The 20,670-nt window shown below is 37.4% G+C and carries 9 protein-coding genes; 1 reads left to right on the top strand and 8 read right to left on the bottom strand.

Annotation, left to right across the window (positions count from 1 at the left end; genetic code table 11):
• Window positions 1–30 precede the first annotated feature (30 nt).
• Complete coding sequence (locus A7P55_RS12240; protein WP_005005811.1) at window positions 31–432, top strand: hypothetical protein; 402 nt, start codon at window positions 31–33, stop codon at window positions 430–432.
• Window positions 433–480: 48 nt separating this feature from the next.
• On the opposite strand, the gene A7P55_RS12235 is transcribed toward A7P55_RS12240, so the two are convergent.
• The 8 genes from A7P55_RS12235 to A7P55_RS12200 form a co-directional block, all read right to left on the bottom strand.
• Window positions 481–2,337: a hypothetical protein gene (locus A7P55_RS12235; RefSeq protein WP_063454521.1), complete on the bottom strand. Its 1,857-nt coding sequence runs from the start codon at window positions 2,335–2,337 to the stop codon at window positions 481–483.
• A 97-nt stretch (window positions 2,338–2,434) separates the two neighbouring features.
• A complete protein-coding gene (locus tag A7P55_RS12230; RefSeq protein WP_005005809.1) occupies window positions 2,435–2,917 on the bottom strand; it encodes a hypothetical protein in 483 nt (160 codons plus the stop codon).
• 8 nt (window positions 2,918–2,925) lie between these two features.
• The gene (locus tag A7P55_RS12225) at window positions 2,926–3,714 is read right to left on the bottom strand and encodes a hypothetical protein (protein WP_005005808.1); all 789 of its coding nucleotides are present in this window, start codon (window positions 3,712–3,714) and stop codon (window positions 2,926–2,928) included.
• Window positions 3,668–4,240 carry a hypothetical protein gene (locus A7P55_RS12220; RefSeq protein WP_005005807.1) on the bottom strand — a complete coding sequence of 191 codons (573 nt, stop codon included), beginning with the start codon at window positions 4,238–4,240 and terminating at the stop codon, window positions 3,668–3,670. The genes A7P55_RS12225 and A7P55_RS12220 overlap by 47 nt, the downstream gene beginning before the upstream one ends.
• A gap of 272 nt (window positions 4,241–4,512) precedes the next feature.
• Window positions 4,513–4,944 carry a hypothetical protein gene (locus A7P55_RS12215; RefSeq protein WP_005005806.1) on the bottom strand — a complete coding sequence of 144 codons (432 nt, stop codon included), beginning with the start codon at window positions 4,942–4,944 and terminating at the stop codon, window positions 4,513–4,515.
• A 9-nt stretch (window positions 4,945–4,953) separates the two neighbouring features.
• Window positions 4,954–12,180, bottom strand: coding sequence for an LPD1 domain-containing protein (locus A7P55_RS12210; RefSeq protein ID WP_342049127.1), 7,227 nt, complete (start codon window positions 12,178–12,180; stop codon window positions 4,954–4,956).
• Window positions 12,181–12,445: 265 nt separating this feature from the next.
• The gene (locus tag A7P55_RS12205; RefSeq protein ID WP_005028677.1) at window positions 12,446–13,105 is read right to left on the bottom strand and encodes a hypothetical protein; all 660 of its coding nucleotides are present in this window, start codon (window positions 13,103–13,105) and stop codon (window positions 12,446–12,448) included.
• Between the two features lie 83 nt (window positions 13,106–13,188).
• A complete protein-coding gene (locus tag A7P55_RS12200; RefSeq protein WP_044431655.1) occupies window positions 13,189–20,475 on the bottom strand; it encodes an LPD1 domain-containing protein in 7,287 nt (2,428 codons plus the stop codon).
• Between the last annotated feature and the right edge of the window lie 195 nt (window positions 20,476–20,670).

Raw genomic sequence — 20,670 nt, 5'->3', positions numbered from 1 at the left:
ATTCTGACTTTAATAAAGGTTTTAAGCCAAATGGAAAACATACAGAACGAAGAAGATATACTTCAAGACGCGACCAGAGCCGTTTTTAATTGTGGTGCTAGTTTTAGTGAAGCTAAAGTAGTTTCCCTTACTGACGAGTTTAACCCACAACCCACACTACAAACACAACGAACCAACCTAAAATATATCTACGACAATAAACTACCGAATGAAATTGGTCGTCAATTAGCGCAAGAACCAGAATACCAAGAAGAAACACGTTCATTACTTGTTGGCCACTTTAAAGAAATGGCTCTAGAAGATTTAATTGAGCAGCAAGATTACCAAAACCGCTACAAACAAACAGATCCAGAATTGGACCAAGACAATGAATCTGAAAACAATACGGATAACGAATACACATCACGGCCACCAGAGCCTAGACCTTGGTAAGCCTAACCATTAAAAAGAAAATGCCCGAATGATGGGCATTTTTTATATCTACGTAATATCTAGCTTCAAAAGTTCAGATGGATCTATGCGCTGACGGAATGAACATGCGAGTTCTTTTACAATTTGATTTTGATATTGTTTGCGGTCGAATGTATCAAAAGCTGAAACCTCAATTTCAGGATCAGTGATTGCATTTAGAAGATCCTTGGTTGCATTGAGTGATGCGATAGGGCAAACATAGATAAGGTTAAGCACTGAAGTACGAAGCAAAATATCTAATAAGTGATATTTGGGCGGTTCCAGTTCCTTATCTACATTAGAAAAGTAGTTCACAAGATAAATGTCATTTGATAAATGCAGATTGATATTGTCAATGAGATCTTTGGTAACACCGTCAAGAATGCCATTCACCTTCAACAAAAGTTCAGTGTTTTCGATGTCTTTAATTTTTTGCGTATGGACACGTTCATTAAATAAGTTTTTTAGATTTCTCAAAAACTTTGGTTGTGGCGCTGTAGTTTCAAAATACATCTGATTTTTGATACGGTCCTTCATGTAAGTTTGGATCATCTTAGCTTCAGAAGAAAGAAACTCAATCTTAAACGTGTCGTATGACACTAGATCAATAAATACTTGCTGGCCAGCACCCGACTTAATATCAAACCAGTTCATAAAAATACTGGCTTTGAGTGATTTCAATTGTTTAAGAATAGCCGTCTTCTCAAAATCATTCATATTGAAGTAACTACTTGAAAAAGTATCGAGATAAAACTTCCATTTATCTTGCACTATATTCCACGCTTGATTAATAGAAATGATTGGAGCATCTATAATTTCATCTTTGATGGATTTTGACAGCTCATACAATTCATTTAAACGTGCTTGATAGTTGAAGTCTTGAGTAATCACATTCTTTTCTGGTGTTGTGGACTCAGAATCCTCAAGATCCGCACCAACCAATAAATAAGCATCGGTTACTTTTGGTGTTTCCTTATTTGACGGTGCTGGTACTGGAGCACTAGAAAGTTCAGTGGAAAAAGTTTCATCATCTTCCGCTGGCGTATACGGCGGTGTAGTCTCTTCATTAGGAGAACGTGCGTCTGTACGTTCAGCAAAAAAGTAAAACAATTCTTCTTGCGGTGCAACTTTAAACGGCGTCACATTATTTTTGATGATTGCTTTTACAACATGGTTTGCCAGTTTTAGCGTGTAGGATAGGGCATGTATATAAAGCTCTAATGTTGCAAAGTCACTGGTATCAACTTCATTAGCACCAAACCAAGATAGGTTACGCAGCTCAAGCCAGCTCGTGAAAGAATCGTGAGAGCTATTAAAACTTAGATCTATGGTCTTGGACAAATAGATAAAAACGCAATACAAAAACCTATTTTTGTACTCATACGTAAATACATCAGAATCGGTCCAGATCTTATTCTCAATGAGAGCAAGAATGTAATTTAAAAGCTCATGGTGTTTAATCGAATCGATTAAGTTGTCTGGGAATACTTTTAGTTGATTAAGGTGTGGTTTTACAGGTGCATCATTGGATGGTTTAAGGAAGTGGTAGAACAAGTTAAATGTTTGCGTATCATCTATATCAATTACAAGTTCATAATCATCTTCATCTACGTTATTTAGATCCTGTTGAATATCGACTATTTGCCCGGTGTGACCTTTTGAACGGTCAATCTCGCAGATACTAAAAAGAATAGGCAAAACCCCGACAATATTACGGTTGTCAATTGTTTGATAGTGGGTATCAAAAAATATCGTATCAGCTAAAAACGTACCTTTATGATAGTTGAGAAAGAAGAATAGTACGTTAATTAAAGAACGGTGATTTTCACCAGAAGAGGTGTTAGAAGTAGCGTTAAAGTCATCGAAAAAAACTAAATTTGTATCCATCTAAAAATACTTTAAACCACACCCTTAAACTATTACTAATAAGCATATAAGTTTTAAGAGAGGGTTTAAAGTTAATTTTAAATATATTTAATGGAGTTTAAGACATCGGGCTTTGTAAGCGCTCTACATTTGATGAAAGGTCAGAAACATCTTGCTCTAAAGTCATTGCCTGGTCTATCGCACGTTTCATTAAATATTCTTGATTAATTTCTTTAGGCTCTTTACGAGTAGCATTCTTTTGTTCTTCTTCTAATTTGAAACGTTCAAAAGCGAAAATAGAACGAATAATACATAAGCTATCTTCAAGTAGGTCTGAATGCACTTTAGGAAAAATTAGATCAGGATCTAAATCAGATGCGACTTGGTTAAACAGCATAAATTGATCGCGATGTTCGATAAGAAATTCATCATATGTACCGAACTCAGATTCGATCATATCTGGAATATTTGCGAGAGTAGAGACTTTCGTATCTTGTGATAACAGAATTGAATCACCTGATGGCGCAACTAAAGCATGAATAGGTTGTTCTGCAATAGGAGCCAACAACACTACAGTAAATGGGCGTGTTTGGTTTTTCATGGTTAGTCCTAATTAATATAAAAAAAGCTTTGGCCAAAAAGTCTATTTTGAAATTTTGGTAGGTTAATGGAATCGAATAGAAGGTCCGTTTCTTTAGTACACTTCTGATTAATTAGATAAATGAGATTTTGAAGAAGTGCAATCAATTTAAATGGACTGTTGTATTCATTGAATATGGGTGCAGCAATGCAAAGAGTCTTTTTTCTATCGGTTGATAATGCCCATGGGTTCACCAGGTTAAAGCTCACCTTGGCATTATTATGTTCAATTGGTCGTGCATAAATATCAAGAACATCGGATAAAGTAGATACCTTTAATTCTTTTGAAATGTCAGTAAGAATTTCACTGACTTGAAGCGCTGTTTTATCATGAATATCGCTTATAGTGATGCAAACACCACTATTACTATTCATTAAATTTGCATAAAGAACTTCAATAACCATGGACTCGTCTTTGGATAAATCCTTTAAATTGGCATTGACTAAATCTATGATCCGATCTGATTTTTGTTCAAGTTTAATTTGAAGCAAAAGCGGTTCATTCTTTTTTGAAACAGGGAGTACTTTATAATCGTTAAGATTGTAATTTAACCGCTTCATTTCAGTAATCAGCGTTTCTTTAGCATTATCAAAAAGCTTCTGATCTCTCTTGGTTAAACCAATAACAAAATTTGTGGACATGAGTATATTCATGATCCACAAAGCAGTAGATAAGGATAAAACACTATCCTTAACAACTTCTGAATCTGAATCAGAAAACCCAGATATTTGCTTGATTTTGTCGGTTATCGAAATCATGTGAACCCTTGTTTAATTCGGCATTTTCATCTGAAACTTTGTCAAAAAGATTAGTTTGATTAAGTACGTCTTGGATATTTTTTTGTGGATCATCACTGAGTAAACAGTGGAATAGGGCGCTAATTAAAGTAGCAAGTGATGTGCCATAGTCATTGGTACACTTGATTAATTGGCCAGCATCTAAGCAAATTGGTGTTTCATCATCATAAAGCAAGTGTAATTCTGGTGATTCAGCATAAACCAACTTTACATGAGTATCCGTGATGATTAACTCAACTTCTAAGTACTCATTATTTTCAACAAAATATTTAAAGCGCAACAACAATGCATCATCGCCACGTTCTATATATACAATTTGTCGATCGGTGGTATTGGTATGGGTGACGAATCTATTCTCTTTTGTGATCTGATCAATGTAGTTCAAAAAGATGGTTTTGAGTGACGCACTTAAAATACCTTTGGCAGCGAGTTCACTTTTCAAGTAAGGCAGAAAGTTTTCAAGATTTTCATGCAATGGTTTTTGCATTCGATCATCTCCAATGGGATTAATAAAAGGGCATACACATCAAATGTACAGCGACTCAATTATGACTATTTCATTACAACAGCTACCTAAAAGACTGCAGACTGTTTGACTTATAAAACTGATACTTTCGCCACACTTTTAATTCAAAAATATCTAACTTGTTTCTAAATCAATATGGCTTTATTTGATTATAAAGCCACATTGAAAGTTTAAATATTTAAAAATTATTTTTAGTATATACCTAAATCTAAGTTTTTAAATGGATCTACCTTTTAACTGGCAAACTTTGTTGCTTTGGTTAAAAGGGTTAAGTCTTCATGGAATTGATTTTTTAAAAACCCATAGTTAAAAACGTAACTAATAAAGGTGAAAAACTCTAATTGGTTCGGTATTTTGTCTTCAAGAATACTGACCTCTAATTGCAATGTTCCTGTTGCACGTTTCTTAGAATGAAACTTAAGACCATCAAATGTTTGACCGTAATAAGTAGATATTTCCAAGAAAACTAAACGGAAAAAATAAGGGAAGATTTGAGAAACAACACGCTCAGGATCATCAATTTGAGTTAAACGTCTACCGTTGTGATATTTAAACTTAATACCATCAGCCATACTTTTTTCTACCAACAGGCGAATATAGGCATGACTACGAGTAATCATGCTTTTAAGTGGCGTTTTTGCTTCATGAATATTTTCGTATTGCATTTAGTTATCTCACATCTCAAGTCTTAATTGGTCAGCTTCATTTTCTTTTTCAATCGAAACTTCAGCAATAATTTTTTGGGTATTTTCGTTTTGCAGATCTTGATCAAATATTTCATTCACACAAGTTTCGACTAATTGTTCAGTCAAGTTTCTGCAGATCTCAAACTCTAAACCTTTAGGTTGTACGGTAGGGTAGCCGTCAATTAAAAATGAGTTTTTCATTTCATTTTCATTTGAAACTTTAGAGTACAAATAAGTCTCAAAATAACGGGCAAACATTTCGGTACTGGTCGCGTAATACGGCGTTGCACGATTTTCAGCACTGTCGATATTTAAACAATCCTTTTTATAACGCGATAGATTGTCACTAAAACGAATATCACCTACGTTTATTTCAACGTCTTGTGACTTATCAAAGAAGTTTTGCATTTGAGTATGAGGATTTTTAACACCCTCAGGCATGTACTTCTCTACCAGGTTATAGAACTTGTATTTAGATGACTCTATCAAGTATTCAGATAGGTTTTGCGATAGTGTTTTTAAATCCACATTCGCTGCAGTCGCAACACCTGTAATTTTTTCTTCCAAACCGGTTGTAGGTAAATGATGTTCTGGCTGGCGCATATCATTAAGTTTTTGCTGATAGCGCTCAAACGACTTAAAGCTTATAGCATTAATGTCAGTGTTAATTTTAGAGACAATGACATCCACCTTGTCTTGAACCGTACTGAAGAAAGATAGGTTTGTATCAGCTTTATATTCACGCTCATACTTCTTCAAGTACTCTTCAATTTTCTCAAACTGACGGCGAATGAGATCTTCATAGTGCTTTTGGTGCCAGTCAAAGAAGCTGTTTAAAGTTTTGCGCGTAGAATTAGGATAATTCTCTTTATTCTTAATCACTTCATCATGCATTGAATCAGCAACAGTGTGGTACGCCTTGATTGCAGTCTCAGCATTCTCATGAAGTACTTGACCGTAATTTTTCATTGCCTGAACTGGCTCATTCATCATCGCACGATGTAACTTTTCAAAAGCACGACCGGACTCAGTAACAGGGGAGTATCCAGCATCCAACATATTTGATAAGAAGTGTCGTGCACCTGGTATCTCAAAATTAGGAATGTCTTCATAATAGTCCTGAAGTACAGAACGATTCATTTGAGCGTGATTTTTATATACTTCCGCTTTTTCCAACATCCCTAAGTGTGCATCTAGCGCATGGCCATACTCATGAGCCAAACTTCCAGATCCGCTATCACGAGTTAAGTTAACCACGTTCTTAGACAGCTCAAAATGCGCTGCAGATCCTTTAATTCCGCGTGAAGCCAAAGCAACACCCAAGTTCAATAAACCATTGTTTGATTTAAAGCCCATGAGTTGTTTTAAGTCAGCCAATGAGTCATACACGGCATTAACCAACTGTTGAGCCACAGGACTAACTTTATTGCCTACTTCAACACCACGGATAGAAAAGTCATCTTTAAGCTTGAATGAATCCACATCGGCACCTTGGCGGTGATCAGGACCAGTACGAGAGTAATTTAACAATCCGTAAATGCTTGATTGGACTTTTTCAGTCACAAAACCATTTTTAAGTTTTTTCACTTCACTGGTAAATGACGGCAAACGTGGTGCTTTAGGTGTATTCACAGCTTCAGTCGTTGCTTCTATAACTGGTGCAACAGGATCTTTAACATAAATAGGTGCAGATTCAGCTTTAACTAAACCACTTTCAATCGCACTTTTCAGAACGTATGGTTCAAGCACAGTTGAATATAAGCCAGTACGTTGCATGTTGCTGATCGCATCGCTCACATCTTTAGTGACTTTCGACTTACCGTAAAAATCAAAGATCTTACCTGTTGATAGAATCTCACTGAGTTCTTTATCAATCGTTTTTTCGATGATTTTCTCAAGCTGAACACTGATACCGCCTGTATGTTCTGGCATAATGTAGTACTCATTCAAATTGCTAAGCAATTGGAAGTAGTTTTTGTAGTTGTTCTTGGTACCTTTACTATAAAGCCCGATATAGTCTTTACGTTGGCGATCAGTCATACCAAGACTTTCAGCAGATAAGCTTTTATTGTTTCTTACCGCATGAATCAACTCTTCTTGAGTATCTACCATCAAATTTCTGATGTTAGAAACAACAGCCACATACGCACGTAATTCTGTCGCACGTTGGCTATCAAGCATCAACGCATTTTTAGAGAATAACGGTTTAGTTGGGCAGTAGTCATACATTGCCTTTACGAATATTTTGTCATCAATACCGAGTGGCGTATTGGTGTACCAAGCTTGGAATTCTTTATTTGCAACGATTTTTGCTTTTCGATAGTCCGTAGCTGTTTGATCGGCTGATGTCGCTGAAATATATTCCAATGAAATATATTCACCGTAGCGATCTTTATGTGCACCGCCAAACTTGGCACCTACATCACCTAAGTACGTAGCCGGGGAGTCACTTGGCTCTACCTTTACATCAACAGGCACATATTTGTCTTTTGGTACCAATTGATCGATAAACGTGAAGTCAGTAAACACACGGTTTTGAAGTTGTAAGACATCTTCAACTGAGCGCATACTTTTAACAGGAAAAACGCACAGAGACTTGTAATCACCGTGAATATCGGCTTTATCACGAAAAAGTTTAACCGATGCATATTCATTGTCGGTCGATGGCTTGATGGCCAAAAACAATTTGTGATTTTCAGTTTTGATATACGGCTTTATGTGTGCGGTTTGATCGTATAGAGCACCAAGCGTATTCGTAATCAAAGTTTGGAAATGCAAACTTGCTAACCGCTTATTCTCAAAGTCAGTTTTGTGTTTAATCTGAATTTCAGGCAAGTCAGATAGTGCTAATTGCTCTAAAGTGGTACCGAAATTAACCTTAGATTCGATAGCATTTAAGATTTCGTGACTATACTGGTCTACATCATCAAAACCAGTAATCAATTGATACTGAAAGTCATGAGACGGTATACGAAGAAGCACGGCAGTCAATTGAGGCTCATAGTCCGTATCAACTATAAACAATTGCGGTGTTTCATCTTGTTGAGATGATTTGTTTAGCAACTTGTATTGGTGAACTTTAGGGTTGGAACCTACAAAATGCTCAGCATAAGCCTGTTTAACCGTATCTTGTAATGCTTTGACATGCTCAAGCATGACGGTATTGACTTCATTTAACGCGGTTAAGGATTTATATTTTTCTGCAAACGCCTCATTCACGGCGATCTGCTCTAACATAAATCTAGGCTGAATATCCTCAAGTTCTGGATTGCCTACACGCTTTAATACAACACTAAATTTAAGGTTATTAATGAATGGATCAGGTTCACCATTGATACCATTGCTAAAAAGTTCTTTAAGATCGCTTTTCTGCAGTTTAGAGCTCACCAAATCAAACGGATGAACTTCTTCAAATGCCTGAACATCAAAAACTTTGGTTAAGTTTTTAGGCATGATTGCTGTCTGGCCATCTACATGAGCGATAACATAGGTGTACGCTGGAGAGATGTTGCTCAGAAGCTCAGTGACTTCATTCGGTTTTTTCTCGTAGCTAAGATCCTCAAACTTTTCGTATGTTGCAGAATTAAGATTGCTGATGAAATCTAATTTAGAGTTGAAATTAGATGGATGATCAGAAATGTACTGGAATATCTTGTTTGGTAAAGACGTAAACACTTTATTGATTAAAGTTTGCTGACTGTCTTTAGCTTTGAAGAAGTTGAGATCTGACTCGTAATATTTTTCAAAAGTGAACTTAGCTGGAGGCATAAACGTCATGCTGTTGCGTGAAGTCGATAACTTAAACAAAGCATTCGCAGACGTTTTAACCGCATCTCTATCATTAAAGCCAGTAGCCTTATGCATATTGGCATCTAGGGAAACTGAATGCCCAATAAACGGCGCATTTTTGTCTTTATGATTGTAGAGGCGTATATACTGAAGATCATTCTTTTGAAACACGGTGATAAACAAATCATGATCAGGGATCTTGATTGCGCCGTGGTGATCTTCATAGTGCTTTACAGCATTTTCTAGCTGAGTGTTAAAGTATTCAGATTCACTATTGAACTGTACGTTCTCTTCTTCAGCTGATAGCGAAAAATATTTAACGTTATTCTGAAAAGCTACATTAGGTTTGAGAAGTTCCTTAATCACCTCAAATTCTTTTTGTACTTCAACATCAAATTTGCCAAAAACTGTACGCTGATTAATATCAATCAGGTTCAGATAGTTGAATAGCTGAATGTTGTTGTAGTTGTGGTTCGGTAGGGCAGTTTTGTTTAACTGGAGCTTACCATCTTCTAACTGCATGCTTTGGACTTGCTTCAAGTCATCTGCAGTCAGCTCTACACCAAAGACTTTCTTAGTTTCTTGTTTGAGCTCTTTATCTTCACCAGCAATCACTAAGGCAGCTATTTTTTGTGCCTTGTCATAATCGCCGTCTTCTAGATATAGGGTTTTCTCAACAAAATACTTGGCAATGTTCGCATACGCTTGATTTGTTGCTTTGTAGCCATCGGTAGACAATGAAAAATGTTTGTTTTCATCAAATTCATTTGATTTAACGGTTTTAACTTTTAAATCGTCAATGTCACCCGTTGGTTTAATCTGAACATAGATTTCATCTGCAGCGAGATCCATGTTCGAGACAAATAAGGTCGAATTTTTAGAATAAAACTGACGTTCGATACTCGACAACAGATCCTTTGCATCTTTGCGGTCTTCTTCCATGTCAGACTGCATATCTTCAGCAATCGACTTGATGTTTTCGCCACGGTCATCCTTTGTGATAAATGACCAGTCTTGTTGCGGATATTTGGCTGTTAATGCCTTTTGGAAGCTTTGAACCTCAACAAAGCGATTGAACTGACGGTCCAGACTAAACCCATCTGTATGTGATGAAGTTTTAGCAAAAATATCCTCAGGAACAGAATCAGATTTAGTCTTACGATTGAAGTTTTCACTTGCATTTGGCACCAATAAATTACGGAATAAAATCTCATTTACACCGTTCTTTAAGAATGACGCACTTTTAGTTTGTGATAGAGATTGTTTTAAAAATGCTTCATCAAAGTTTGATTCATCAAGAAGCCGAGTAAACTCTTCAAAATACGCTGAAGCTAATTTATCGTTATTAGCAAGATCAGCCGTGCACAGATCGCTTAACTCTAAACGCTGTGCATCTTGCTCTAGCTCTAACGGCGCAGAAAAATCACCAGCAACAAAATCATTGATATTTTGCTCAACATAATTGTTCGTGCGTGACATCAACATATCAACTGCAGTTTCATTATTCACAAATTCCTGAAGCTCAGGCATTTTAATTGAAACCAATTGATTGTCGAATTGCTTAGACAGTAATTTGAACAGATCCGCTTTGTGTTGATTGCTTTCTACTTCAGATTCAAAACCTACAAATTTGCCGTTTTCATCTTTAACGTAGTAGAAGCTGTTTTTATTAAACAAAAAGGTATTTGTTGCAGACGTAATGCCAGATACCAAAGTTTCACTTTGCCATAAGACTTTTTTAACTTCATTGTACTGTTTTGAGATCTCAACATTGTGTGTGTCGATTTCGTCAGAGATCGCTTGAATATCATCTACGCTAAAGCTTTTTGTTTGTGTAGCTGAGCGCACGACATCTTGAATTTCAGCATATTTCTGATTTAGATAATCACTATATTGCTTCTCAATTTGTTGAGCTTGTTCAGTAGCCTTAGGAATGACATAGACATCCAAGATCTGTCTAATTTCAAGCATAGACGGCGCGAAATCACGCACCTTGTCATTGCCTCTTGCATCCAATAATTCTTCAGGAAACTTTAAGAGCTCTTTAAGTACGGCAACATCATCAATTTCTGGAGTAGGGAGGTCATTTGCAATGTTGAGTAGATCAGACTCAGTAATAGATGCCTTCTCAGTTGCCTCAAAATTAACATCAAGATCATTCAAGATCTCGTTAACATTTGATTCATTGAGTTGTTCTTCTAGTTTACGCTGTTTGATTTCAGCAGATTGGTGATCATAGAGCGCATTAAACTTAGGAACGATGTTTACAGAGAATTCAGAGAACTCTTGGCTCAGATCGGCAAAGAAAACTTTACCTGTTGGCATCTGGCGTACCATTTGTTGTAAGACATCATGGCGAAGCATGGCAGCGTCATACACCATCTTATCTACAAGGCGTGTTTCAATACCTTGTTTAGACGCCATCCATGTGCCGTGTTCATCTTTATAAAAAGCTGGAATACCTTGTTTAGCTGATTCTAATAGCTTTGGATACGGCAATTGCTGTTGATTAAACACACGGTCTATCACAACAAGATCAGAAGCTAATTTTTGTACATAAGCATCAACATCTTTAAAGCTCATGTTAAACATTCTGTTGCCACGGCCATGCTCAATCAGCTGATTAAAAGTGGACTCGTATTCATGAGCAAAATGCACCAGGTTAATATTGTCATTTAACCCCAATGCTTCATACGGATCATGAGCAAAGATTTCAGGAATATGGCGCAAGTCATCAATAATCAGTAACGAACCATCTTTTTCGTAATTGACGGGTACTGCAAATGGAGACAACTTAATTTTGGCTAGATTATCTGGACTTTCGCCACTGGCCATCGCCGATTCTTCATCTAGATAGACTTTAGAGAAGATATTTTCATAGCCATAATCTTGAAGACGATTAAAAGGAATTTTTGAAGACTGAAATTGAGCCAAGTAGGATTTGTTCGATTCCTGAAGACTGGTTTTCAGCGTATCAAGGATATTAGATCCATTGTTTAGCTTACTGACATACACTTCAGGGAAAGCGGAAAGGCGTTCGGTCGCTGATGCGAAGTAACTTTTCCAGTTCGGAATGTTCTTCTTAAACGGTAGATTGGTGAGATAAATATCTTCTTGCTTAGTCGGTACTTTCATATCGTTGGTAAACGCTGGAAAGACCTTCTGAAGATCGTTTAGATCGATACCAGACTTTGCCGGGTTCTTATAGTAGTACGCATGAATACCATCATCATTTTGCACTTCATAAAAATGGGCATCCATTAACACTTGTTCAAATTGCTTAGAACTGTTTTGTTCAATAGATTTTTTGAATTGCTCAAATTCATTAACAACAAGCATCGCCGTTTTTGGGCGAAAATTGTTGGCTGGCGATACTACAAGACGCGCACCAAGACCAGTTAAATTAGGCCATTTAACTTCATTCACTTTATAGTCTCCTACTTGGTCACATAGCATGATCCAAGACTTTAAAACGACTCTTACGAGTACTTATATGTGCTTATATTAAACTAAAAAATTAACTTTGAGGGAGGGTTTAGGCGTTATTCTTTAAAATAGTATATACCGAGTAAATAGCACTGTTTAAATACCTATCATTTTTAATAAAACCATCTAAAACCGTGCACTATTCTTTCTTTTTTTATAAATAAAAATGCCACCGTATAGGTGACATCTTGCTTAAAGCTGATGGTTACATTTTAACAAATTCGTTTTTAGCGAGTTCGTCTGGTTGGGTGCCATCTTCTACACCTACAATAATTCCAGTACCACGAATAAAGTAGCCACTATTATTCGGATATTGGACCAAGGTAACATTATGCTCAAGGTTACTTTCTAAAAAGGTAGTGCCGTATCCCCAAAACTTATTTAAGCCTTGCCATGGAGCATCCTTAATATAATTGTTTTGGGCATATTGAATGGTGTATTGACCAATTGGAAGAGATATATTGACAGTTTGCTTTTTGGGTACCTGAACAACGGCTCGTAACCTTTTAGTGGCCTTATCTCGAATGATAAACACAGTATCAACATTTTGAGATTCCATTGAAACAGGACCAAAATGTTGTGTGTTTTCCATACTGGAAACATTAATCACTTCTTTTTTAAATGGCATGGCTGCACTATTGGCTACCATTTTTTGATGTTCAGCATAGTCTTTTGCCATTTGTAGACCGTTTTCAGGTTCATTCGGTTGGCCTGGATTGGCTGACTCTACTGATTGAGCTTGTTTCGATATTGCCCGTGTAGCACTTTGAGCAAAGAGATCGACCAATCCGAAATGATTAGCCACAGATATAATTGCAACTGCTAGACCAAAACCAGCAAATTGCTTTGGAATTGCTATTGCCATAGCGCCCCCTGATTCCATTTATAAGATTTAAATAAAAAAAAGATGCCACCCACAGGGGATAGCATCCAAGATCTCAAAATTGCTTATAGTGCCAATTCAGGATCGCTATTCTTTTGTTTGCTTAATTCTGGATCTGCTTGTACTTCAATGTTGGTCATGAGCTTAGTCCAATATTCATCGTATTCAGCTTGTGACATCTCATTAATGACTTCATTCCATTTAACTAGGTTCTCATGTTGATCTGTACCCGGTTGGAAGAAGTGCATTGCATTTCTGACATACTGCTGATGATCAGCAAAACGCAGTTCAGCAATATTTTCCTGAATATAGTCCAGGCCTTTCACCGTAAATTCGCGAATCTCCTTCATGATTGCATCTTTTTCTATACCATGCGGTTGAGTTACAGAAGATGAACCACCTTCAGGACATGGGTAAACAAGCCAATCATTTCGCAAGTTCATTTCTGCTAAGGTCACTTGTAAGTACTGCTCACCACTACGGGCAAACATTTCATGTGCGGTCGTCCAATACGGCTTCTTAGCACTTGTTAAGCCCTCTAATACCATCGCATTTTTGTAGAAATCAGTTTTTAGCTGAGATTGATTAGTTGATGTTAAGCGATCGTTCGTCTGTAAGCTTAAAGAAATTAACTTTAAGTGTTCATCTGACAATGGTTTAGGGCTGTTTTCTTTGATGAAGTCGAGTGCACATATCGCAAACTGACTACGCAACATTTGTCGATAATCACGGAATACAACTGATCTAAAGACTGTACTGTTCGCTGCACCAAGTACTTGCGCTGCAAAGACACGATCATGATCAATTTCAGAACGAGATTGCGAGATATATTTGTTGAGCTCAGTCCGTGGGATTGGATACTCATTTTCAGACAAGAACTTATGCAAGCCTTGGGCAACGTGCATATAACGTCTATGTTGTATGGCGTCCTTTTGGAAAAGTTCAGGATCTTCATGACGATTAGCGAAGTTAATCAATGAAGATAGTTCAGTATGCAACTTGCCACGTTCCGCAATAAACGTATTAATTTTCTCTTTTATGCTGTCTCTATCTGGCGTAAACAAATCAACAATGTCAGGTTGATCTACCAATGTTTTATCCAAAATCGTTTTGATGCTGGTTTCATAAAACTTGACTTGATTCTCAAGATTCGTGCGAAGTACTTCTATCGAGTCATCCTTTTTCATTGGCAAGTAATACATCGCTTGATTTACTTTGGCTGCAGCTTGCAACAAATCTTGGTTAATGTTGGCATACTTCTCAGACTTAATGTTATTCAATTCTGCAAAACGAGTTAGATAAGGCTGTACGTTTTCCATCATCATTTTTGGTTGATTGCGTGTCATCGCACTAAAAATGAGATGGTCATAGGCATGGAAAAATTCATGACCAAACGAGCCAAAACCTGAATTCTTGGTTAAGTTAATCACACGGTTAGATGGCTCATAATGTGCCATCGCAGCGGAACGTCCACGCGAACCAAAAGCAACACCCAACATACCGTTAAAGCCAACAAATTTCGGATCTATATCAAGTGCCTTAGCAAGAGCGAAACAACCGTCATATGCGTTATTTAACGCGATTTGACGATCGCTCTGGTTCAAGTACTCGCCAAACTCTACGGCTTTAAATCCAAAGGTCGCTTGCAAGGTATGTGCTGTAACATCTTGGCCATTACGTGAAGCAATGTTTTCCGTCACAACCACATCACTGAGCTTGAATGCCTTACGCATAGTACGAGGCTTAGCATACTCTTTGAATAGGGCATCTAAGGTACTCGCCGTGTCATCTACAATGTGCGATACATTCTTTTCAGATAACGAAACTTCTTGAGTATCATCATTCTCTGCAGTTGCGTCTTTGGTTTTTTTAGCAGTTAACAGATCCATGACCTGTTCAGATAGACCAGCATCAGATCTGCTAAATAGCGTACTCGAATCTATAATGTTGCCACTTCTAAAAGTAACAGTCGCTTTTACTTTGTCTTGGAACGGTTTGGCATCAATCGCACTACGTATTTTTTTATAGATAGAGTAGGTGCCTTTAACTGGCGGTAACTCTTTCCTTAAATGATGAAGTGCTTCAGTGAGCGTTTTACGTGCTTCACTACTATCGGTTTTCGCCAATTCAGAACTAATAATCATGTCAGTGGCAGCATATTCAGCATAGCTTTCTACCAATGAAAATAATGACCGATCTAATGATTTAAACGCCGTGAACAGATCTTTGTCTTCATTCAAACGAACGTATAAATCACATGCATTAGGAATAAATTCACGAACTGTTTTTGCTTCCATTAATGCATCACGCATACTTAAAACAGCGTCATAGTATCCAGCACCTACTTTTTTAAACTGTTCTTCAGTGGCATTTTCAAGCGGATAACGTGGCTGATCATTCGTCATCTTACGTACAGCGTCAGTCAGCAAGTGAATGTAAATATCTCGACCAGCTTCTTTTGCTTGTAAAACCGATTCCTTTTTCCAAATTTTGTCACGCGTAATTAGGTTTTTGACTTGCAAAAGCGACATATCTTGAATCTGACTGAGCGATAAACGTGGACCATACAGATCCTTTTTCGCACCAGGCATTTTCATACCCGTATCTTCAATAAGTCCAACTTCAGAACGTGGCTCAGTGGCTTTCGGTTTGGTTGTTTTTGGCTCTTTTGGTGCTTCAGCTTCAGGCTTACCCTCAGACTCAAACAGTGATGTTTGTTCTGGAGCAACTGGCTCAGTCGGCTCTACAACTTCTACCGTTGTTTCCTGTACTTCTGGTTCAGTAGGCTTTTGAACTTCAGGCTCAGTTACGGTCGGTTCTTCAACCAATGGTTCTTGGGCAACTTCTACAACAGGTGCGCTTTGAACCATATGTTCAGGTTTATATACTTGATCGCGAGACTTAAATAATTCTGCTTTTTTGAATGATTTTGCAAAATCAGTAATTAAGAAGTTCTTAGAGTTCGGGTGCTTTGGCGTAGGAAGAATTTTATAGCCTTGATCAACAAATTGCTGATGTTCGGCATTATTCACAATGGCCAGTTTTAACGGAGCTTGATCATCGGCAACTTTAATCGCGAGATCGAACCGGTCTTTAGATTCAAGTAGCTTTTCACCAAAGGCAAAATCAATTTTATTGACCAATGTTGAAATATTAACAGCCACAATCTCATTAAGGCCTTTAACATCAATATTTTCAAAACTTGGTGATAATGGCACCTTGATTGTCTGCAGTATGTTTTCACGTAACCCAAGATCATTTAATACTTGGTCCACAAGATGCGCTTTTATCCCGTTTAACTGGAAGTCTTTAAACAATCCACCACGCTCGTTGAATTTAGCAAACTGCTCAACATTATCAAAAACCCGTAATTGATCATGCTGTAAAACTGGTGTGTCTTTATCAATGACAGAAATCACTAAATCAGCACCGTCATTGGCCACAATAATTTTGGAGCCGTTTTCAAACGCTTGATCCATTTCTTTTTGATTGATGTAGTCGGTAAAGACGTTCATCAAATCAACATTGGTCATCACATCATTGCTTTTCACAAAATCGATTAGATCTTGTTTCGCCGTTGGATCGATGTATTGATTATCGGCATCACGTAAAGTTAATGCCTTGTAATCGTCCAACTCAGGGTTAAACAATACCTTTTCTTTAAGGTGTAGGTTTTCGATCGACTGGAAGATCTGATAGCGTTTTTCTAATGAGTCGATCAAGTACTGCATTTGCTCTTGCGTACTTAAAACTGAATCATTGCTAAGCGTCAAAGCTTTAAACAGCGCCTTATCGTCTGCAGCTAAGTCATTCAGACTTGATTTAACGATTAAGCGATCGGTAGACGGAATCTGTTCACCGCTGAAATATAAGTTAATCGCGCCGTGCTTTTGTTCATCAGCTGGTGAAACCGTGAGATAAATATTTATCTCAGGAAACTCAAACTCTTTAATGCGTTCAGGATTGGTGATAATGCTTAAAAGAGATCCCGTTTTTGTCTCGAGGGATTTATTTTTTAGTGCCGTCCATTCTTCAATAGAACGATTTTCAAATGACTGCAGTAGGGCAGAATTGATTAAATCACGGTTGAGGTTAAATCCATTCTTGAGTGAGTCTGGAGTCGATTGTAATGCTTCAAGCACAAGCCCATGTTTAAAGAGATTGCCAAAGTCATTTTCACTGTTAACATCGGTCTTTTCAAGTGGCAAGAAACTTGATGCATGCTCATAGACATTCTTAACTTCAATATCAAGCTTTAAGCCTTTTTCATATTTCGGTACCGCTTCCTTGGTCAAAATACGATTAAGAATTACATTCTTAAGGTCATCATAGGTCAGCTTGTTTTCGCTGATCGGATTAGAGCTCAGGATATGTTCAAACGAAGAAGCACCATTAATCATAATGGTTTTTTGCTTTTGTAATGAACTAACCTTTTGACCTAGATCCATCGGTAGTAAGCGAATGAAGTTCTGATCAGATGCTATCGTACTGCTATACACCGCCAAAGAACGTGCGCTAACTTCAGGCTCAACCATCAAAGCGTTACCTTCAGCTAGGTAGGTTTTTACCGCTTCTTCAGTCAACGTGACGACATTTTCAATTTTCGAGTCTTTTGGTGCCGTGACTTCATTGTAGGTCGGTGTTAGATAACCTAGTGCCGTCAAAATATGCTTGTGCTCATTATTAATAATGGCAATAACCGCCTCAGATTTAGACTCTTCACCCACGGCATTTTGATAAAAGTCTTGTAGATAGCGCTTATACGCCATACTTACCGCGACCTTTTTATTTAAGGCAAAAAGCTGTTCTTGTGTATTTGAGTTGAAGTGGTCTTTATGTATCACCTTAGGCAGATAGTTTTGAAAGCTGTCTACCACATAGATTTCATCTTTTTCGAGTGTTTCTTTTAAAGACAAAACTTCATTGGTCGCAGCAAAAACAATCGCGTTGGCCAGTGCATTACCAGGATTCGTGCGTACACGTAATTCCTCATTTATCGCATGATTGAGTTGCGACCTAATATCAGGTAATCGGTTAAGGATAGGGGAGTCAGGATTGTTGCCAATATTGCTACTCAGCTCAGAAAGCACATGAGCCACATCGATGCGCTTATTAAAACCCTTGTAGTTACCGTCCTGTTCTAACAGGTTATAGAATCGCTCTAAGCTTTCATCTGATAAATATTGTGATGCAATGCTATGGGCATCACCATCACCAAGCGCCGTAAATTGGCTATTAATACTATGCAGTTGTTGAAGAATACGAGGCATTTGCTGATGAAATGAAAAGTAGTTTTTACCTACATTTTCAGCACTGGTCGCAATCATGTCCTCAATACTGTTATCCAGCACTGATACAGCATTCGAGAACACCATATCGTTAAAATCTGGCATTGCAGATTCTTGAGATGGTGAATATCCCAAAATAGAATATTCAAACTTTTCGACTGCAGATAACTCTTGATCTTGTTCATCATAATAATGAACCACATCAAACTGGTTAACAGCTTCATTCCAAAGCCCGTTCGGTTCTTCACCTAGATCAACGTTGAAATGATAAATGTCAATGTCATTTGAGGTGTGAGTAGCTTCAAACTCGTTCGCTTCATCCAATAGACGTTGCATTTCATCTTGCAATTCATCATCGGTGACAACGCTTTGTAGGAAGTTATCAAGATCCGTGCCGTATTCTTCACGGTCTATCACTGAATCAAAAAAACTATCATAAAGATTGTTCAGACGCGTAGAAGCAATGTTTAACTGACTTAATGCCAATTCCATTTCATAAGCTTGATCGTCATAGGCTTGCTGATCCAAAACATACGCATTTTCAGTAGCAACAGCGACTTGAATCGCAACCGCTTTTTCAATACGCTCACTGATGGTATGTGTTGCTTTCGCTTCAACAATAGCTTGACGTTCTTCTTTGAGCTTTGCAATTTTTTGTAGGTATTCTTGCTTAATTTTTCGCATTAAAGCGAGTTTAGTCAAAGAGTCCTTAATGACTGGTTCTGGAATGTTCGGCTTAAACTTGGTGTGTCTAAAAAAGTGATCAATTCGATTGAACAAACGTTTTACTGGAACCTTAGGTTCAGGCGGTATGGTTTGCTTAATTTGATTGAGATCCAAGCTTTCTAAACTTGTACCGATGTCATCCAAACTTTCAGAAATTAATTCACGATCAAAACTGCTATCACCAATAGAGTAGGGATCAAATGTTCTTAAATTATTAATATTATTTTGAACGCTTTGAATCAGGTCCTTAATCTTATCGGCAAGGTCGAATTCTTCTACATCTAAAGTTTGGTTGTTGTATTCCCAAACTTTCCAATCATTGTCCACCAGCTGTAACGCAGTTGTTTCTATACCAAATGGTGCCAATGCTGACGGAATGCTGTTTTCTTCGTATGAATACAAACAGTCATTGATTTTCGTGACTAAGGTTTGAAGCTTGATCAATCCTTGGTGATTAACGGCATGATCATCCGATCTGAGCGCATTCACAATTGGATCAATGCTCGTATTCAGCCCCTTATTCAGCTCTCGAATATCAATAAATTGCTTCGGTAAGCTGTTATACGCTGGCCATGCTGGATGTGAAGATATTTTATAATTGGTCAGCTCAGGGATTTGCGTAATATCTTTTAGGGCAAGTACTTCACCGCCTGAATTAACCGAAATCACTAGCTGTTTGCTTAGTTCAATAGGCTCTATCGTATCTTCTATGAGTCCAGCATTTAGCGCTGCTTCTTTATCAACATAATAACGAGTCAGTGTTTTATCTGCTTGGTACCCGTAATTGTCTAAATCAGCCAACGGCAATGGATCTACTGACTGCAGTAATGTCGGTAGCTTATTCCAGCCTAAATCTGCTTTATTGAATTGTTTAACCGCACCCATAATGGTTGTATTTGGGGCAAACGGTTTTTGCTGTTTTGCTTGGTAAAGCACAACGGACTTTTGATTATTGAGTTCAAATAGGGATTGCCACTGGTTTTTTTCAGCACTACTCATTGGGTTTTGCAGATATATATCTGACATATCCATTTCAATGAGGTCATTTTTAGAGTCGTAAGGAAAAACAGATTTTATGTCAGCAAGAGAGAGACTATCTTGCGAACTCTTATACATAAAACTAAGGTCGTTATTTTGCTCATTGGTGATATAAACAAACTTTCCAGTCTGTTTTAAACCTGTTAAGAAGCTGTTTAAGGATGTGTTCAACTTTTTCTCTAAAAGCTCAACATCTTTAATCTTAATAATGGCTGCTTGGTTTCTTAAATCAGTTTTAGGGGTTACTACAAGTTGAGCGCCAAAGCTACTCAGATCCAACCATTTCTTTTTAGTTGACATATAAACTCCATGGCAATATGTATAAGCATCTTTTAATTAAAATATCAAAGCACCATCGGTTACTTTTGAACGGTATATACTAAAGATTATAAGAGAATTTATATAAAGAAACTATCTAAAAGGGTTTTAAACAAAAAAAAGGGATGGCTTAAAACCATCCCTTTTTTTAAGTTTTTTTCATTATCAGTCTGATAA

The sequence above is a fragment of the Acinetobacter sp. Ac_5812 genome (assembly GCF_013072695.1).
Classification (GTDB): Bacteria; Pseudomonadota; Gammaproteobacteria; order Pseudomonadales; family Moraxellaceae; genus Acinetobacter.
The sequence above is the reverse complement of the archived record's forward strand: the minus strand, read 5'-3'. Positions and strand labels throughout refer to the sequence as shown.